Genomic DNA, 17,117 nt, shown 5'->3' with positions numbered 1-17,117 from the left:
CCGGCCGGCCGTCGTGGCCGACCGGTCGCTGGTGGGACGGACGATCAGACGCACTCGGCGGGCTCGGGGAGCTCGGGCGTCTGGGTGCCCTCGATCTGACCCGCGGTGGCCTCCCAGGCGGCCACGTAGGCCTCCTCGTTCGCGGCGAGCGTCTCGTTGATGAACTCGCAGAAGGCGACATCGCCCTTCTCGATGCCGATGCCGTACGGCTCCTCGGTGAACTGCTCGCCGACGAGCTTGAACTCGCCGTCGGACTCGGAGACGAAGCCCAGCAGGATCACGTTGTCGGTCGTGACGGCGTCGACCTGGCCGTTGCTCAGGGCGTCGGCGCACTGCGAGTACTCGTCGAACAGCACCAGCTGCGAGTCGCTCGCCAGGTACTCGCGGATCTGCTCCGACGGCGTCGAGCCGGTCACCGAGCAGACGGTGGCGTCCGGGTTCTCGGTGAACGACTCCGGTCCGGTGATCGTGTCGTTGTCGGCCGCGACCATGATCTGCTGGCCGGCCTCGTAGTACGGCCCGGCGAAGGTGATCCGCTCGGCCCGCTCGTCGTTGATCGTGTAGGTGGCGACGACCATGTCGACCTCGCCGCCCTCGATGACCTCCTCGCGCACGGCGGAGGGGGTCTGCTCCCAGGTGATGTCCTCGGGCGCGATGCCGAGTTCGGCGGCGATGATCTTGGCGATCTCGACGTCGAAGCCCTCGAGCTCGCCGTCCAGCGTCTCCAGGCCGAAGCCGGGCTGGTCGAACTTGGTGCCGACGGTGATCGAGCCGCTCTCGGCGATCTCGGCCATCGTCGTCCCCGCCTCGAACTCGGGGGCCTCGGCGACGTCCGGCTCGGGGGCGGCCACCTCGTCGTCGCCGCCGCACGCGGCGGCGGTGAGGGCGACGACGGACAGGGTGGCTACCAGGGCGCCACGGCGAAAACTCATGATTCGGGGTCCTCTCGCTTGACGGTCTCGTGTGATCAGTGGGTGAGGATCTTGGACAGGAAGTCCTTGGCCCGGTCCGACTGCGGGTTGGTGAAGAAGGCCTCGGGTTCGGCGGTCTCGACGATGCGACCGCCGTCCATGAAGACGACGCGGTTGGCCGCCCGGCGGGCGAAGCCCATCTCGTGGGTGACGACGACCATCGTCATCCCGTCCCCGGCCAGGCCGACCATGACGTCGAGGACCTCGTTGATCATCTCCGGGTCGAGCGCCGAGGTGGGCTCGTCGAAGAGCATCACCTTGGGCTCCATCGCGAGCGCGCGGGCGATGGCCACACGCTGCTGCTGCCCGCCGGAGAGCTGCGCGGGGTACTTGTCCGCCTGGGCGCTGACGCCCACCCGGTCGAGGAGCTCGCGGGCCCGCTTCTCGGCGTCGGCCTTCGACTGCTTGCGCACCTTGATCGGCCCGAGGGTGACGTTCTCGAGGATCGTCTTGTGCGCGAAGAGGTTGAAGCTCTGGAACACCATGCCGACGTCGGCGCGCAACCGCGCCAGCTGCTTGCCCTCGTCGGGCAGCCGATCGCCGTCGATGGTGATCTCGCCCTTCTCGATCGGTTCGAGCCGGTTGATCGCGCGGCACAGCGTCGACTTGCCCGAACCCGACGGGCCGATGACGACGACCACCTCGCCCCGGGCGATGTCCAGGTCGATGTCCTGCAGGACGTGCAGGTCACCGAACCACTTGTTGACGCCGGACAGGCGGACGAGTGGCTCTCCGTTCGAACGGCTGGTCATTCTCGCGACCCTAAGGGCGGAAGGTCGCAGTTCCCGCACCGTGGGATCACGAAGGCGTAACGAAGGTGGATGTTTCCCCCGGGCGGGGCACCGGCCGTCGCCGCGGTCGGGCCGGCGCACGGGCGCCGTACCCTCGCTCCTGTCATGGAGAGCCCTGTCGAGAGCCCCGCGCGCACGTACCGCGTGCGCACCTACGGGTGCCAGATGAACGTGCACGACTCCGAGCGCCTGTCCGGCCTGCTCGAGGAGGCCGGCTACGCCGCCGCCGCGGAGGGCGACGACGCCGACGTCGTCGTCCTCAACACCTGCGCGGTCCGGGAGAACGCCGACAACCGGCTCTACGGCAACCTGGGCCACCTGCGGCCGGTCAAGGACGCCCACCCCGGCATGCAGATCGCCGTCGGCGGCTGCCTGGCGCAGAAGGACCGCGGCGAGATCGTCCGCCGGGCGCCGTGGGTCGACGTCGTCTTCGGCACGCACAACGTGGGCTCGCTGCCGGCGCTGCTCGACCGGGCCCGGCACAACGCCGAGGCCCAGGTGGAGATCGCCGAGTCCCTCGAGGTCTTCCCGTCCACGCTGCCGGCGAAGCGCGACTCCGCCTACTCGGGCTGGGTGTCGATCAGCGTGGGCTGCAACAACACCTGCACGTTCTGCATCGTCCCGGCCCTGCGTGGCAAGGAGAAGGACCGCCGGCCCGGCGAGATCCTGGCCGAGGTGCAGGCGCTGGTCGACCAGGGCGTGCTCGAGGTGACCCTGCTCGGGCAGAACGTGAACGCCTACGGCGTCGAGTTCCGCGACCGGGGCGCCTTCGCCGACCTGCTGCGGGCCACCGGGGCGATCGAGGGGCTGGAGCGGGTGCGCTTCACCAGCCCGCACCCGCGGGAGTTCACCGACGACGTCATCGACGCGATGGCCGAGACCCCGGCGGTGTGCCACCAGCTGCACATGCCGCTGCAGAGCGGGTCGGACGACGTGCTCCGCCGGATGCGCCGCGGCTACCGGCAGGACCGCTACCTCGGCATCATCGACCGGGTGCGCGCCGCCATGCCCGACGCGGCCATCACCACCGACATCATCGTGGGCTTCCCCGGCGAGACCGAGGAGGACTTCGAGCAGACCCTCGAGGTCGTCCGGCGGGCCCGGTTCGCCAGCGCCTTCACCTTCCAGTACTCCAAGCGCCCCGGCACGCCGGCCGCGGAGATGGCCGGCCAGCTGCCCAAGGACGTCGTCCAGGAGCGGTACCTGCGGCTGACCGCGCTGCAGGACCAGATCAGCTGGGACGAGAACCGGAAGCTCATCGGGCGGAAGGTCGAGCTGCTCGTCGCCTCCGGCGAGGGCAGCAAGGACGCTGCGCGCGGCCGGCTCTCCGGCCGCGGCCGCGACGGCCGGCTCGTGCACTTTACGGCGGCCGACGGCGTGCGGCCCGGCGACGTCGTCGAGACCGCCATCACCGAGGCGGCCCCGCACCACCTGGTCGCCGACGGCGCGCTGCTCTCGCACCGGCGCACCCGGGCCGGCGATGCGTCGGAGGCCGGGCGGAAGCCCACGACGCCGGGCGTCTCGCTCGGCATGCCGCGGATCGGCGTCCCCGAGCCGCTGCCGGTGCTCACGACCGGCTGCTGAACCACGGCAAAGGAGGCTATGCATACGGAATCGCGCGGCAAACCGTATGCATAGCCTCCTATGCCTGGGGGGCTAGCGGCAAGGCCGTTCAGTTAGCGGCAGCGGTGAGGTGTCAAGGACGTCGTTGTTGCGGCGTGTCGATGCGGGAACAGGCAACGGAGCTCCGGTAAGAGGGGACGTCCGCCAAGACGATCTCCACCGGGAGCTCCGTTGCCCGTCGAGTCTGACATCAGCCAGGTCGTTCGTGTGGTCAACGTCGCCGGAGGCCGGTTCGCGCCGGGTCATCTGGGTGAGCTGACCCAGATCGTGCCGTTCGAGATGGTCGACGCCGTGCTGGCCAAGACCGGCACGGTGCAGCAGCGGGTGCGGGACCTGCCCTCGCGGGTGGTGGTCTACCTGCTGCTGTCCGCGGTGCTGTTCGCCGAGTGCGGCTACCGGCAGGTGTGGGATCGGATGACCGCCGCCCTGGACGGGCTTCCCGTGCCGGCGCCGACTCCTGCGGCGCTGGCCGCGGCGCGCCGCCGCATCGGTGCGGCACCACTGCGAGCCTTGTTCGACCTGCTCCGCGGGCCGGCCGCCGGCCCGGCCACCAAGGGCGTGTGGTGGCGGGGCCGGCTGGTGACCGCGATCGACGGCACCACGATGTGCTGCCCGGACACCCCGGCCAACCTGGTCGTCTACCGCAAGGGCGGCGGGCACCACGGCGGCACCGGCTATCCGATGATCCGGCTGCTGGCCCTGGTCGCCTGCGGCACCCGGGGGCTGCTGGCCACCACGTTCGGGACAACCGGCCGCGGTGAGACCGGCTACGCCACCGACCTGGTGCCGGCCATGCGCGCGCCGATGATCGTGCTGGCCGACCGCAACTTCGCCGCCGCCGATCTACTCGCCCAGATCGCCGACCGGGGTGCGGACCTGCTGGTCCGGGTCAAGACCGGACGCCGGCTGCCGGTCTGCGCCCGCTGCGCCGACGGGTCCTGGCTGTCCCGGATCGGCCCACTGGAGGTCCGGGTCATCCGAGCCGAGATCACCATCACCACCCCCGGCGGGCAACGCACCGAGGTCTACCAACTGGTCACCACGGTGACCGACCCGGACTGCCCGGCCACCGAGCTCGTCCGGCTCTACCACGAGCGGTGGGAGATCGAGACCGCCTACTGCGAACTCAAGCAGACCATCGGAGACGGACGGGTCCTGCGCGCACGCACCCCCGCCGGCCTCGAGCAGGAGATCTACGCCCTGCTGGTGGCCTACCAGGCGCTGCGGATCACCATCGCCGACGCCACCCTCACCGCACCCGACGTCGACCCCGACCGGGGCAGCTTCACCATCGCCCTGAACACCGCCCGCGACCAGCTCATCAAGGCCGCTGGGGTCATCGCCGAGACCACCGTCGACCTCCTCGGCGGCATCGGCCGGCAGGTCCTTGAGCACCTGCTGCCCGACCGCCGCTGCCGGACCAGTCCGCGCGTGGTCAAGCGGGCGATTTCCAACTACGCCCCACACACCGCCAGCGGGCGCCTCCGCGGCCCCAGCCACAAGGCCACCATCAGCATCGACGTCCTGGTCCACCCCGACCCTTGACAACCGAGCCCGACGCCTAACTGAACGGTATTGGGGCTAGCGGCGGGCGGACTTCTCCGCTTCGGCCAGCCACTCCCGCCGGGTGGCGAGATTGGCCTGCGCCTCGGTGATGCGCCGCTGGTCGCCGGCGGCCTCGGCCTTGGCCAGCTGCTCCTCGGCCTTGGTGACGGCGGCCCGCATCGAGGCGACCATCGGGTTCTCCGGCGCGGTGCGCACCCGGCCGGCGTCGGTGGCGCCGCGCACCTTCTGCTCGACGGCCTGCATGCGGTCCTCCAGCGAACGCATGACCCCGCGCGGCACGTGGCCGATGGCGTCGTAGCGCTCCTGGATCCTGCGCAACGCGTGCTGCGCCCCGCGCAGGTCCTTGGCCGGGTCGAGCTGCTCGGCCTCCGCCAGCAGCTCCTCCTTGGCCCGCTGGTTGGCGACCTGCTCGGCGTCGCGCGCCTTGTCCTGCTCGGCGCGGGCGGCGAAGAACGCGTCCTGGGCGGCGCGGAACTCCTTCCACAGGTCGTCGTCGCCGTCCCGGCCGGTGCGCGGCACCGCCTTCCAGCGGTCCATCAGCGAGCGCATGGCGGCGCTGGTCGGGCCCCAGTCGGTGGACGCCGACAGCCGCTGCGCCTCCGTGATCAGCTCCTGCTTGGCGGCGCGGGCCTCACCCCGCTGCGCGTCCAGCTGGGCGAAGTGGGTGCCGCGACGGCGGCCGAAGGCGTCCCGGGCGGCCGCGAAGCGGGACCACAGGGCCTCGTCGGTCTTGCGGTCGATGCCGCGGATGGTCTTCCACTCCTCGACGATCGCCTTGAGGCGGTCGCCGGCAGCCTTCCACGCCGTCGATTCGGCGGCAATCTGCTCCGCCTCGGCGGCCAGCGCCTCCTTGCGTGCGATCTGCGCGGCGCGGGCGGCGGCCTTCTCGGCGCGCGAATCGGCGGCCGCGGAGTCGGCGGTCGCCACCATCGCGCGGGCGCGGGCGGCGAGCCCTTCGAGGTCGCCGACGGCGGCCGCGGTCGGGATCGACCCGGCCAGGGCCTGCGCCTTGTTCTTGATCTCCGCCGGGTTGCCGGTGTGCGCCTTGAGCCGGGCCTCCAGCAACGAGACCTCGGTGGCGAGGTCGTCGAACCGGCGGCCGTAGTGGGCCAGACCGGCCTCGGCATCGCCGGCCTGCCAGGAGCCCACCTCGCGCTCGCCGTCGGCGGTGCGCACGTAGACGGTGCCGTCCTCGTCGACCCGTCCCCACTGCGCGGGGTCGCTGACCACGAGGGCCGGGGGCGGCCCGGGAACGGGCGCCGGCGACGCCGGCGACGCCGGTGCCGCCGCATCCTCCGTGGGGTCGGCGAGGGCCGCCTCCCCGGGGGTCGGCGCCGCCGGCGTACCGGCCGCGGGGGTCACCGCGTCGGGACTGCCGGAAGCGTGCTCCGCCTCGGGGGCGGTGGTCTCGGGGGTCTCCGCAATCGGCGGAGCGGCCTGCTGCACCCCGTTGCCGGGGTCGTCCGTGCTCGACACGTCCCGCAGTGTTCCACGTCGCATCGGCGACACTGCTGCAGTGACCATCGTTCCCGGCGGCCTCCCGGCGCGGACGCCCCGTCCGTCGGCCGCCATCGCGTTCTGCCCGTGCCCGCCGCTGCTGCTCCCGGCGGTGGAGGGCCGGCCGGCGCCGGAGACCCGGGCCCTGCGCGCGGCCTGCGCCGAGGCGGTCGCCGAGCTGGTCACGGCGGCCCCCGAGGTGGTGGTCGTCGTCGGCCCGGGCGCCGTCGGGGGCGAGCGGTTCGGCCCCGGGGACGGCGGCGACCTCCGCGGCTACGGCGTCGACCTGGAGCTGCCCTTCGACGGCCGGGTGCGCCCCGGCGGCCGCCGGCTGCCGCTGGCGCACACGGTGGGGGCCTGGCTGCTGGACGAGGCGTCGTTCGCCGGGATCCGGGTGGGCGTCGGCCCGGCCGATCTCGGCCAGCTGCTGCGGGACCTGCCTGCACCCGTCGGCGTCCTGGCCATGGGCGACGGCTCGGCCCGCCGGACGCTGAAGGGGCCCGGGTACCTCGACCCCGCGGCCGAGCCATTCGACGCCGTGGTGGGCGCCGCTCTGGCCGCCGGTGACGCCGCGGCGCTGGCCGGGCTGGACGCCGCGGAGGGCGCGCGACTGCTCGCCGCGGGCGTGCCCACCTGGCGGGCGGTCGGTGCCGCGTTCACCGGCCGGCACGTCACCGCGCGGCTGTGGCACGACGCCGCCCCGTTCGGGGTGGGCTACCCGGTGGCCGACTGGATGGTGGCGTGACCGCGCCGCCGGTCGTCGCCGTCGTCGGGCCGACCGCCACGGGGAAGACGGCGCTGGCCGTGACCCTGGCGCACCGGCTGGGCGGTGAGGTGGTCAACGCCGACTCGATGCAGCTCTACCGCGGCATGGACATCGGCACCGCCAAGCCCGGCCCTGCCGAGCGCGGGGGCGTGCCGCACCACCTCATGGACCTGTGGCACGTCCGGGAACCGGCGTCGGTGGCCGAGTACCGGCAGCGCGCCCGCGCCGAGATCGACCGGCTCCGTGCGGCAGGGGTGGTGCCCTTCCTGGTCGGCGGCTCCGGGCTCTACGTCCGCGCCGTCCTCGACGAACTCGACTTCCCGGGGACCGACCCGGCGCTCCGTGCCCGTCTCGAGGAGGAGCTGACCGCCGTCGGCGCCGGGGAGCTGCACGCCCGGCTGGCCGCCCTGGACCCGGCCGCGGCCGCGGCCGTGCTCCCCACCAACGGACGGCGGATCGTCCGGGCGCTGGAGGTCATCGAGCTCACCGGTGGCCCCTTCCGGGCGCAGCTGCCCGAGCCCGCCCCGCACTACCCGGCCGTCGTCATCGGCGTGGACCGCGCGCCGGCCGAGCTCGACGCGCGGATCGCCGCGCGGGTCGACCGGATGTGGGCCGCCGGTTTCGTCGACGAGGTGGCGGGGCTGGCCGCGGACGGGCTCCGGGACGGCCCGACGGCGTCCCGAGCGTTCGGCTACGCCCAGGTGCTCGCGGAGTTCGACGGCACCCTGACCGCCGACGAGGCGCGGGAGCGGACCGTCAGCGCCACCCGGCGCTTCGTCCGCCGGCAGCGGTCGTGGTTCCGCCGCGACGCCGCCACGGCGTGGTTCGACGCCGCCCGCCCCGACCTGGCCGACGCGGTCCTGGGCGAGATCACCGGCCGTACGATCGAGGGGTGACCGCCTTCCCGCGCGTGCTGCAAGGGCACGGCACCGAGAACGACTTCGTGGTGCTGCCCGACCCCGACGGCACGGTCTGGGCGGGGGACCGGCTCGACGCGGCCACCGTCCGCCGGCTGTGCGAGCGCCGCGCCGGGCTGGGTGGCGACGGCGTCCTCCGGCTGGTCCGCAGCGCCCACGTGCCCGACGCGCCGCAGGTGCTGGGGGAGGACCTGGGCCGGTGCGAGTGGTTCATGGACCACCGCAACGCCGACGGTTCGTACGCGGAGATGTGCGGCAACGGCATCCGGCTGTTCCTGCACGCGCTGATCGCCGAGGGGCTGCTGGACCGGGCCGCCTGCGCGGAGGGCGTGCTCGTGGGCACTCGCGGCGGGCCCCGGCGGGTGGGCGCTGCCGCCGACGGCGGCTACTGGGTGGACATGGGCCCCGCCCGTGAGTTCGGCCGGGGGGCCGCCGAGCTGGACGGGCGCAGCTTTCCCGGGCTGGCCGTCTCGATGGGCAACCCGCACCTGGCCGCCCTCACCGACGTGGACGTCGGCAGCCTCGACCTGACGACGCCGCCGCTGTTCGACGCCGACCTCTTCCCCGAGGGCGTCAACGTCGAGCTGGTCAACGTCGTCGAACCCGGTGCGCACATCCGGCTGCGGGTCTTCGAGCGGGGCGTGGGGGAGACCCGGTCGTGCGGCACCGGCGCCTGTGCCGCGGCGTACACCGCCCTGCGGTCCGAGGGCGTGACCGTGGGCACCGTCGTCGTGGACGTCCCCGGAGGCCGCCTGTCGGTGCAGGTGACCCCCGGGACGACGATCCTCAGCGGGCCGGCGGTCCTGGTCTCGACCGGCACCCTCTGCCCGGAGTGGCTCGCCGCCTGATCCGGCTCAGAGGCCGCCCTTCTCGCTACCGGTCGGCGGCTCGTCGGGCTTGCTCCCGGCCTGCCGCTCGTCGAGCGACGGGCGGCCCGGCGTGTAGCCGGCATCCCGGCTGACCCCGCCCGGCGCGTCCAGGATGTCCCGCGGCGGATGGAGCCCCTTCGGGTCCCGACCCGGGTCGTCGATCGCGTCGTCGGCTCCGGGGGTACTGGCTCCGGACTCGGTCATCGGTTCCTCCTCGTGCTGGGCCGTCGGATCCCCCGGCCCTACCCGCAGCGCCGATCGGGATGCACAGCGGCGGTTCCGGTGTTCTACCCGGCGATGACAACTCAGGTGCCTTCCCTGCAGGACCGTGCCAGGCTGGACACGATGACGACCGCCCCCGACGCCCTGCCGTTCGACGAGCAGACCGAGCTCGACACCCGCCGCGCGGCCGCCGCGCAGCGGGACGAGACCGACGAGACCACCGGCTCCTACGCACGGGAGGCGCGTGGCGCGCTCCGCCGCGTCGCGGGGCTCTCCACCGAACTCGCCGACGTCACCGAGGTCGAGTACCGGCAGCTGCGACTCGAGCGGGTCGTGCTCGTCGGGGTCTGGACCGAGGGCACGCAGGCCGACGCCGACCGCTCGCTCGCCGAGCTCGCCGCGCTGGCCGAGACCGCCGGCTCCCAGGTGCTGGAGGCGGTCAGCCAGCGCCGCGACAAGCCCGACGCGGCCACCTACGTCGGCTCGGGCAAGGCCAACGAGATCCGCGACGTCGTCGCCGCGACCGGCGCCGACACCGTGATCTGCGACGGCGAGCTCACCCCCGGCCAGCTCAACCAGCTGGAGAAGATCCTCAAGGTGAAGGTCGTCGACCGGACCGCGCTGATCCTGGACATCTTCGCCCAGCACGCGAGCAGCCGGGAGGGCAAGGCCCAGGTCGAGCTCGCCCAGATGCAGTACATGCTGCCGCGACTGCGCGGCTGGGGTGAGTCGCTGTCCCGGCAGGCCGGTGGCCGCGTCGCCGGCGGTGGCGGGATCGGTACCCGCGGTCCCGGTGAGACGAAGATCGAGACCGACCGGCGGCGGATCCGCGCCCGGGTGAGCAAGCTGCGCCGGGAGATCGCCGGCATGGCGACCGCGCGGGCCACCCAGCGGTCCAGCCGGGACCGCCACGCGGTGCCGAGCGTGGCGATCGCCGGCTACACCAACGCGGGCAAGTCCAGCCTGCTCAACCAGCTGACCGGTGCCGGGGTGCTGGTCGAGAACGCGCTGTTCGCGACCCTGGACCCGACGGTGCGCCGGGCGCAGTCACCGGATGGCCGGGAGTACACGCTGACCGACACGGTCGGCTTCGTGCGCCACCTGCCGCACCAGCTGGTGGACGCCTTCCGCTCCACGCTGGAGGAGGTGGCCGCCGCCGACCTGCTCGTGCACGTCGTCGACGGCTCCGACCCCGACCCGCTCGGCCAGATCGACGCCGTCCGGATCGTGCTGTCCGAGATCGACGCGGCCGCCGTCCCCGAGCTCATCGTCGTCAACAAGGTCGACGCGATGACCGAGGAGGACATCCTCACCCTCCGCCAGGCCCTGCCCGGCGCCGTGTGGGTGTCGGCCCGCACCGGAGCCGGGATGGAGACCCTGCGCCGGATGATCGCCGAACGGCTGCCGCACCCCGACGTCGAGGTCGACGTGCTGGTTCCCTACGAGCGGGGTGACCTCGTGGCCCGGGTCCACCGGGACGGCGAGGTCCTCGCCGAGCAGCACGAGGGCGCCGGGACCCGGCTGACCGCACGGGTGGACGGCGCGCTCGCGGCGGTGCTCGAGGAGTTCGCGGTCCCGGTCGGCTGAGTGCCGGACCCGGTCGGCCGGATCACGATCCGGTCACGGGCCGGTACGGTGACGGCGTGACGAGGGGAGCGGTGCGGGAGACCGGTCTGCCCGGGTCCCCGCCCGTCGTCTCGGTGGGCCGCCCCCCGTGGTGGCTGCTCGTCGTGGCGGCGCTGGTCGGCGGTCTGGTGACCGCCGACCTGCTCGCCCGCGGGGCACTGGAGCGGCTGGACCTGCGGCTCTCGGAGATCGTGAGCGACTGGGGCCTGCAGGACTCCGCGGCCTATCCGGTGGTCTGGCTGTTCACCCAGCTCGGCGGCCGGGTGACGATCCTGGTCGTCCTCGCCGGGCTGGTGGGGTACCTGCTGTGGCAGCGGCGGACCTGGTTGCCGATCGCCCGGGCGGTGCTGGCGGTCGCCGTGCTCACCGCCGGGGTCTATGCGATCAAGTACGGCATCGGGCGGACCGCGCCGGCGTTTCCGGGGTCGTACTTCTTCCACGCCGACGGCGTCTCGTTCCCCTCGGGGCACGTCGCCAACGCGGTGCTGATGTGGGGCGTCGCCCGGTGGCAGGCGGTCGAGTACGGCCTGCCGCCCGCGGTCCAGCGCACCTTCTGGTGGTTGAGCGTGGCCGGCCCCGTGGGCACCGGGGTGGCGATGGTGTCGCTGGACTTCCACTGGATCACCGATGCGGTCGTCGGAGCGGCCGTCGGTATCGTCCTGCTGGGCGTGGTTCATGCACTCGACGCACTCGTTCTGTCACGCTGGGTCCGTGCCCGAGCCGGCCGACCGACCGCGTAGCCGCGCCCGTGGGCGCTGGCCGCCCCCGGCGACCGCGCTGGCCGGTGGGCTGGCGGTCGTGGTCGTCGCCGCCGGTCCGGCGCTGGCGGAGGAGGCGGCACCGGGGGCGGCGGCGCCGTCCGTCCGGTGTGCCGTCACCGACCCGCGTCTCGCCGAGCTGTCCGGGCTCGTCGTCGTCGGCGAGCAGATGCTCGCGCTCAACGACGGCGGCGACCAGGTGGCCGTCTTCGGTCTCGACCCGTCCTGCTCGGTGGTCGACGTGCAGACCGCTCCGGTCGATCCGTACGACCCCGAGGACCTCGCCGTCGGGCCGGACGGCACCGTGTGGGTCGCCGACACCGGCGACAACAACAGCGACCGCGCGACCGTGGCGCTGCACGTGCTGCGGCCCGACGGCACGGCGTCGCTGCACCGGCTGACCTACCCCGACGGTGCGCACGACGCGGAAGCGCTGCTGATGGCGCCGGACGGCACCCCCTACCTGGTGACCAAGGAGGTCCTCGGCGCCAGCGCGGTGTACCGGCCGGCCGGCGCGCTCGTCGACGGCGGGACGGTGGCGCTGGAGCGGGTCGGCAGCGTGGACGTGACGCTCACCGGTACGCCCGGCGGCCCGGTCGGCCGGGCCGGGCAGCTGATGATCACCGGTGGTGCGGTCGCCGCGGACGGCAGCGCACTGGCCCTGCGCACCTACACCGACGCCTACGTCTGGCCGCTGCAGGGCTCCGACGTCGCCGGCGCACTGACCGGGGAGCCCGTGCGCACCCCGCTGCCGGAGTCGCCGCAGGGCGAGGCGGTCAGCTTCGCCGCGGACTCCCGCGCGCTCGTGGTCGCCAGCGAGGGCCTGCCCAGCGAGGTCACCGTCGTCCCGCTCCCGGTCGCGGCCGTGCCGGCGACCACCGCCCCGCCCCCTGGTGAGCCGCTGCCCAGTTTCGCCGATCTCACCCGGTCGGACCGCTCGCCCCTCCCGGCCGCGCTCATCGCGGCGGCGGTCGCCACCCTCGTCGTGTGGCTCGGTGGCCGGCTGCGCCGGCGGTCCTGAGGTTCATGGCGTGGGCCGCCAGCCCAGCTGGCGGCTGCACTCCGCCGCGGCCGCGGTGACCTGTTCCCCGTAGACCGGCCACAGGCGCCGGGGGCACCGGGAGGTCGGCAGCGACAGGCTCAACGTGGCCACGGGCATGCCGGAGCCGTCGAGGATGGCCGCCCCCACCGCAGCGATGTCCGGGTGGCGGGTGCCCACGGAGACGGCGTAGCCCTGCCGGCGCACCCGCCGCAGCTCGCGGAGCAGGGTCTCGGGATCGGTGTCGGTGTGCGCGGTGAGCGCCTCCAGCGGGGCGGCGCGCAGCAGCGCGGCGGCCCGCGGCTCGGCCATCGCGGCGAGCACAGCCTTTCCCGACGCCGTCGTGTGGAGGGGGGCGCCGTTCCCCACCGAGGCATGGGTCCGGACCGGGTGAGCGCCGTCGATCTTGTCGAGCAGGACGATCCGCCGCTCCTCCGGCACCGACAGGTGGACGGTTTCGCCGGTCGCTGCGGAGAGCCGGTGCATGGCCGGCAGCGCGACGCGCCGGATCTCCTCGTCCGCTCGGTGCCGGGATCCGATGGCCTGCGCCTTGGCGGTGAGCGACCACCGGGTCGGCTCCTCGGTGCCGGCCCGGATCCAGCCCAGCTCGCCGAGGGTCAGGAGCATGCGCTGGACCGTGGACTTCGGCAGCTGCATGGCCCGTGACAGGTCGCTGACCCCGATGGGCTGGTGCTCGGAGACGGCTTCGAGCACGGCCAGCGCCACGGATACCGACCTCATGTGGTTGACGTCACCCTTCCCTCGGCCCTACTGTGGCGCCCACCACAGCGTGCCACTGTACGGCAAAGCGTGCCACACAGTGGCACGGTCGGCAAGGCAGTCGGGAGATGTACGTGTCAGACCAGGTCCCCCAGGGCGCCCTCTCCGGCGTGCGGGTCCTCGACCTCACCCAGGTCATGGCGGGGGCGTACTGCTCCATGCTGCTGGCCGACATGGGTGCCGACGTGATCAAGATCGAGCGGCCCGAGGGCGGGGACGACACCCGCCGGATGTCCCGCGGCCCGGACGTCGAGCACTCTCCGGCGTTCAACGCCATGAACCGCAACAAGCGCGGTATCGCCGTCGACCTGAAGGACCCACGTGGCGCGGACGTCGTCCGGCGGCTGGCCGAGGACGCCGATGTGCTCGTGGAGAACTTCCGTCCCGGCCTGCTGGACCGGTTCGGACTGGGACAGGAGGCGCTCCGGGCGGCGAACCCGGCTCTCGTCTACTGCTCCATCTCCGGATTCGGCGCCACTGGTCCGTACGCCGGTCGCGGCGGATACGACCTCATCGCCCAGGCGATGAGCGGCCTGATGAGCATGACCGGTGAGCCCGGACGGCCGCCGGCCAAGGTCGGCGTCCCCATCTGCGACCTCAACGCCGGCGTGTTCGGCGCCTACGGCGTGCTGTCGGCCTACATCCACCGGCTGAAGACGGGGGAGGGGCAGTTCGTCGACACGTCGCTGCTCGAGGCGGGGATCGCCTACACGGTCTGGGAGACGGCGATGTTCTTCAGCCTGGGGGACGTGGCCAGCCCGATGGGATCGGCGCACCGGTTGTCCGCCCCCTACGAGGCGCTGCCCACGGCCGACGGGTGGATCGCCATCGGGGCGGCCAACGACCGGAACTGGGCGCGGTTGTGCGCCGGCCTCGGGATGGAGCGGCTGCTGCAGGATCCGCGGTTCGAGAACAACCCCGCCCGGATGACGTACCGGTTCGAACTGGCCGGGGAGCTGGCGGCGACGCTGCGGCAGCGGACGACGGCCGAGTGGCTCGAGGCCCTGCACGCGGCCGGGGTGCCCAGCGGGCCGCTCTACGACATCGAGCAGGTCTACGCGGACCCGCACGTGCAGGCACGGGAGATGCTCGTCGAGACGCAGCACCCCCGCATGGGCACCGTCCGCCACATCGGCGCCCCCGTGAAGCTGTCCGGCACCCCGTCGGCCATCCGCCGCCCGGCGCCCCTGCTCGGCGAGCACAGCCGCGAGGTGCTGGCGGAGGCCGGGATGTCCGCCGCGGAGATCGAGGAACTCGTCTCCGCCGGCGTCCTGGTGACGCCTGACGACCACACCCGCACGACCGGTGCGGCAGCCAGCCCCCTCGATTCGACGGAGGTCCCCGCGTGACCCACCTCGTCCTGTCCGGACTGACCAAGAGTTTCGGCGCCGCACCGGTGGTCGACCACGTCGATCTCTCCATCGAGGAGGGGGAGGCCGTCGTCCTGCTCGGGCCCAGCGGCTGCGGCAAGACCACCTGCCTGCGCATGATCGCCGGCTTCGAGCGCCCGGACGCCGGGGAGATCCGGCTGCGGGACAAGGTGCTGGCCGGGCCGCGCATGTTCGTCCCGCCGGAGCGCCGCCAGATGTCGGTGGTGTTCCAGAGCTACGCCCTCTGGCCGCATCTCAGCGTGCGGGAGAACGTCGGTTACGGGCCGACGACGGCGAAAGCGAGCCGTGGGGAGGTCCGGCGCCGGACCGACGAGGCGCTGGCCATGGTGCAGCTGGACGGTCTGGCCGACCGCTACGCCCACCAGCTCTCCGGTGGCCAGCAGCAGCGCGTCGCGCTGGCCCGGGCCCTGGTGAACGACCCGGCACTCCTGCTGCTGGACGAGCCGCTGTCCAACCTCGACACCCGGCTCCGGGAGGAGATGCGCTCGGAGATCAAGCGCATCCACCGGTCGCTCGGGGTGACGATGGTCTACGTCACCCACGACCAGGCCGAGGCGCTGTCGCTCGCGGACCGGCTGGTCGTCATGCACGCGGGCCGGGTGGTGCAGGTCGGCGCCCCGGAGGAGGTCTACCGGCGCCCGAGGACGAGCTTCGTCGCCCGGGCCCTCGGCGCGACGAACCTGCTGCCCGCCACCGTGTGCGGTTCGCCGTCCCCCGAGGGCGTGCCCCTCCGGCTGCCCGGTGGCATCACGGTGACCGCCCCACCGCCGGCGGACGTGGCCGTGCAGGCGGGGGACGAGGTGGCCGTGTCGATCCGTCCCGTCGATCTCCGGCTCACCTCCGGGACCTCCAGCGCCGCGGGGGCCGCTCGGGTCAGCGAGGCGCTGTTCTTCGGGGACCACGTGCAGTACGCCGTCGACCTGCCCGGACTCGCCGAGCCGCTGAAGGCGACCGGTCCCAGCCTGGGCCGCTTCGACGTCGGCCAGGACGTCGTGATCGAGGTGGACGGCACCGCGGTCGCCATCGTCAGCGATGGACCGGCGGCCTCCGTCCCCGGCGATGACGGCCACCACCCGGGGCCATCGGCCAACGCGGGCGCCTCGCCCGCCCCAGCTCCGGCCGGGCGGTCCGCCGCGTGACCGGGATCCGTCGCTCCGCCGTTCGTCCACCGTCCACGCACGTCCGTCCGAGAAGAGGCACCGTGTCGATTCGTCCCACCGCCCGCCGCAGGAACGCCCTGTTCGCCGTTCCCTTGTCCGCCGTCCTTCTCGCCGGGTGCGGCAACGGCTCCGAGCCGGCCGCCGAGGGCGGTGAGGCGGCGAGCGAAGCCGCCGGCATCGAAGGCATCAGCGAGGACCTGATCGCCGCTGCCCAGGAGGAGGGTGGAGTCGTCATCTACGCCGGCGGGCACACCCGTCCGGGGGTCGAACTGCTCCAGCAGCGGATGCAGGAGCTCTTCGACGTCGAGGTGACCTTCACCCGGGAGGACTCCGGCTCGGTCGCCAACTCCATCTCCGCCGAACTGGCGAGCGGCTCTCTCAACGCCGACGTGGTCAGCCTCACCGACCCGGACACGCTGCAGCAGTGGGCGGACGAGGGGATCATCACCGAGCCCGAGATCCCCAACGCCGACGAGATCATCGACGGCCTGGACGATCCCGACAACCCGCAGGTGCCCTACAGCCTCGTGCCCCTCGGGATCATGTACAACGGCGCCAGCACCGACCCCGCAGACCTGCCCACCACGTGGGAGGAGTTCGCCTCCTCGACGGAGGGCACGATCGTGAGCTCCGACCCGGGGGCGTCGGGTACCGCGCTCGCGTTCTACACGACGCTCACCGGCCTCTACGGGGAGGAGTGGCTCGCGCAGCTGGCCGAACGCGATGTGATCGTCACCGACAGCAGCCTGGCCCTGGCGCAGCTGGTGCTCACCGGCGAGGCCGACATCGGTGTCCCGGCGATCGAGTCCGCGGTGCTCAGTGCCGCCGCGGAGGGCGAGCCGCTGGAGATCGCCTTCATGGAGGACGGCGTGCCGACCTTCACCAGCGAGCTGGCGATGCTGACCGACGCCCCGCGGCCCAACGCCGCGAAGCTCCTGATGCAGTACCAGCTCAGCGAGGACTTCCAGAACGCGCTGGTCGAGCTCGGCGGGCGCAGCGTGCTGGAGGGCGCTCCGCAGCCGGCGGAAGGTGCCGACCTCTCCGACGCCACGCTCCTTCCCGCCGATCTCGAGGAGATCGCTGCCCGGGGAGACCAGGTGGTGGCCCGCTTCGCCGAACTGTTCAACCGGTGAGCACGGAC

General features: G+C 73.3%; 16 protein-coding genes. 11 read left to right on the top strand and 5 right to left on the bottom strand.

The genetic code is table 11. The features are described from left to right. Positions 1-44: 44 nt before the first annotated feature. Together BLASA_RS16815 and BLASA_RS16810 are read right to left on the bottom strand one after the other, a co-directional pair. Positions 45-932 carry a glutamate ABC transporter substrate-binding protein gene (locus BLASA_RS16815; protein WP_014377412.1) on the bottom strand — a complete coding sequence of 296 codons (888 nt, stop codon included), beginning with the start codon at positions 930-932 and terminating at the stop codon, positions 45-47. A 35-nt stretch (positions 933-967) separates the two neighbouring features. Beyond that, positions 968-1,723 (bottom strand): amino acid ABC transporter ATP-binding protein, encoded by a 756-nt coding sequence (locus BLASA_RS16810; RefSeq protein ID WP_014377411.1) that lies wholly within the window; start codon positions 1,721-1,723, stop codon positions 968-970. 144 nt (positions 1,724-1,867) lie between these two features. Here BLASA_RS16810 and miaB point away from each other — a divergent pair, with 144 nt between their 5' ends. Beyond that, entirely contained in the window at positions 1,868-3,346 is a 1,479-nt protein-coding gene (gene miaB / locus BLASA_RS16805) for a tRNA (N6-isopentenyl adenosine(37)-C2)-methylthiotransferase MiaB (protein WP_014377410.1), read from the top strand. A gap of 210 nt (positions 3,347-3,556) precedes the next feature. Then, positions 3,557-4,930 (top strand): IS4 family transposase, encoded by a 1,374-nt coding sequence (locus tag BLASA_RS16800; protein WP_014375120.1) that lies wholly within the window; start codon positions 3,557-3,559, stop codon positions 4,928-4,930. 36 nt (positions 4,931-4,966) lie between these two features. On the opposite strand, the gene BLASA_RS16795 is transcribed toward BLASA_RS16800, so the two are convergent. Then, complete coding sequence (locus BLASA_RS16795) at positions 4,967-6,427, bottom strand: DUF349 domain-containing protein (RefSeq protein WP_014377408.1); 1,461 nt, start codon at positions 6,425-6,427, stop codon at positions 4,967-4,969. A gap of 40 nt (positions 6,428-6,467) precedes the next feature. Between BLASA_RS16795 and BLASA_RS16790 the strand changes: the two genes are divergently transcribed. Genes BLASA_RS16790 through dapF form a run of 3 tightly spaced genes read left to right on the top strand, consistent with a single transcriptional unit; the run spans position 6,468 to position 8,979 of the window. Continuing rightward, positions 6,468-7,193: a hypothetical protein gene (locus BLASA_RS16790; protein WP_014377407.1), complete on the top strand. Its 726-nt coding sequence runs from the start codon at positions 6,468-6,470 to the stop codon at positions 7,191-7,193. Beyond that, on the top strand, positions 7,190-8,110 hold the full coding sequence (gene miaA, locus BLASA_RS16785; RefSeq protein WP_014377406.1) for a tRNA (adenosine(37)-N6)-dimethylallyltransferase MiaA: 921 nt from the start codon (positions 7,190-7,192) through the stop codon (positions 8,108-8,110). Before BLASA_RS16790 ends, miaA begins: the two co-directional genes overlap by 4 nt. Next, complete coding sequence (gene dapF, locus BLASA_RS16780; RefSeq protein ID WP_014377405.1) at positions 8,107-8,979, top strand: diaminopimelate epimerase; 873 nt, start codon at positions 8,107-8,109, stop codon at positions 8,977-8,979. Before miaA ends, dapF begins: the two co-directional genes overlap by 4 nt. Before the next feature lie 6 nt (positions 8,980-8,985). On the opposite strand, the gene BLASA_RS16775 is transcribed toward dapF, so the two are convergent. After that, positions 8,986-9,204 carry a hypothetical protein gene (locus BLASA_RS16775; RefSeq protein ID WP_014377404.1) on the bottom strand — a complete coding sequence of 73 codons (219 nt, stop codon included), beginning with the start codon at positions 9,202-9,204 and terminating at the stop codon, positions 8,986-8,988. A 141-nt stretch (positions 9,205-9,345) separates the two neighbouring features. Between BLASA_RS16775 and hflX the strand changes: the two genes are divergently transcribed. The 3 genes from hflX to BLASA_RS16760 are packed head-to-tail and all read left to right on the top strand — an operon-like array spanning position 9,346 to position 12,627. Next, the gene (hflX, locus tag BLASA_RS16770) at positions 9,346-10,809 is read left to right on the top strand and encodes a GTPase HflX (RefSeq protein WP_014377403.1); all 1,464 of its coding nucleotides are present in this window, start codon (positions 9,346-9,348) and stop codon (positions 10,807-10,809) included. Between the two features lie 56 nt (positions 10,810-10,865). Continuing rightward, complete coding sequence (locus tag BLASA_RS16765) at positions 10,866-11,588, top strand: phosphatase PAP2 family protein (RefSeq protein ID WP_231839483.1); 723 nt, start codon at positions 10,866-10,868, stop codon at positions 11,586-11,588. Beyond that, a complete protein-coding gene (locus BLASA_RS16760) occupies positions 11,560-12,627 on the top strand; it encodes a hypothetical protein (RefSeq protein ID WP_014377401.1) in 1,068 nt (355 codons plus the stop codon). The genes BLASA_RS16765 and BLASA_RS16760 overlap by 29 nt, the downstream gene beginning before the upstream one ends. A 3-nt stretch (positions 12,628-12,630) precedes the next feature. Here BLASA_RS16760 and BLASA_RS16755 read toward each other — a convergent pair whose 3' ends face one another. After that, positions 12,631-13,386: an IclR family transcriptional regulator gene (locus tag BLASA_RS16755; protein WP_041775820.1), complete on the bottom strand. Its 756-nt coding sequence runs from the start codon at positions 13,384-13,386 to the stop codon at positions 12,631-12,633. 107 nt (positions 13,387-13,493) lie between these two features. Here BLASA_RS16755 and BLASA_RS16750 point away from each other — a divergent pair, with 107 nt between their 5' ends. From BLASA_RS16750 to BLASA_RS16740, 3 genes are all read left to right on the top strand, one after another. After that, a complete protein-coding gene (locus BLASA_RS16750) occupies positions 13,494-14,774 on the top strand; it encodes a CaiB/BaiF CoA transferase family protein (protein ID WP_014377399.1) in 1,281 nt (426 codons plus the stop codon). Beyond that, on the top strand, positions 14,771-15,955 hold the full coding sequence (locus BLASA_RS16745) for an ABC transporter ATP-binding protein (RefSeq protein ID WP_014377398.1): 1,185 nt from the start codon (positions 14,771-14,773) through the stop codon (positions 15,953-15,955). The genes BLASA_RS16750 and BLASA_RS16745 overlap by 4 nt, the downstream gene beginning before the upstream one ends. A gap of 62 nt (positions 15,956-16,017) precedes the next feature. Next, positions 16,018-17,109: an ABC transporter substrate-binding protein gene (locus BLASA_RS16740; RefSeq protein ID WP_014377397.1), complete on the top strand. Its 1,092-nt coding sequence runs from the start codon at positions 16,018-16,020 to the stop codon at positions 17,107-17,109. Positions 17,110-17,117 lie beyond the last annotated feature (8 nt).

This window comes from Blastococcus saxobsidens DD2 (genome assembly GCF_000284015.1).
Taxonomy (GTDB): Bacteria; Actinomycetota; Actinomycetes; order Mycobacteriales; family Geodermatophilaceae; genus Blastococcus; species Blastococcus saxobsidens_A.
This window is presented reverse-complemented; position numbering and strand designations above follow the sequence as displayed.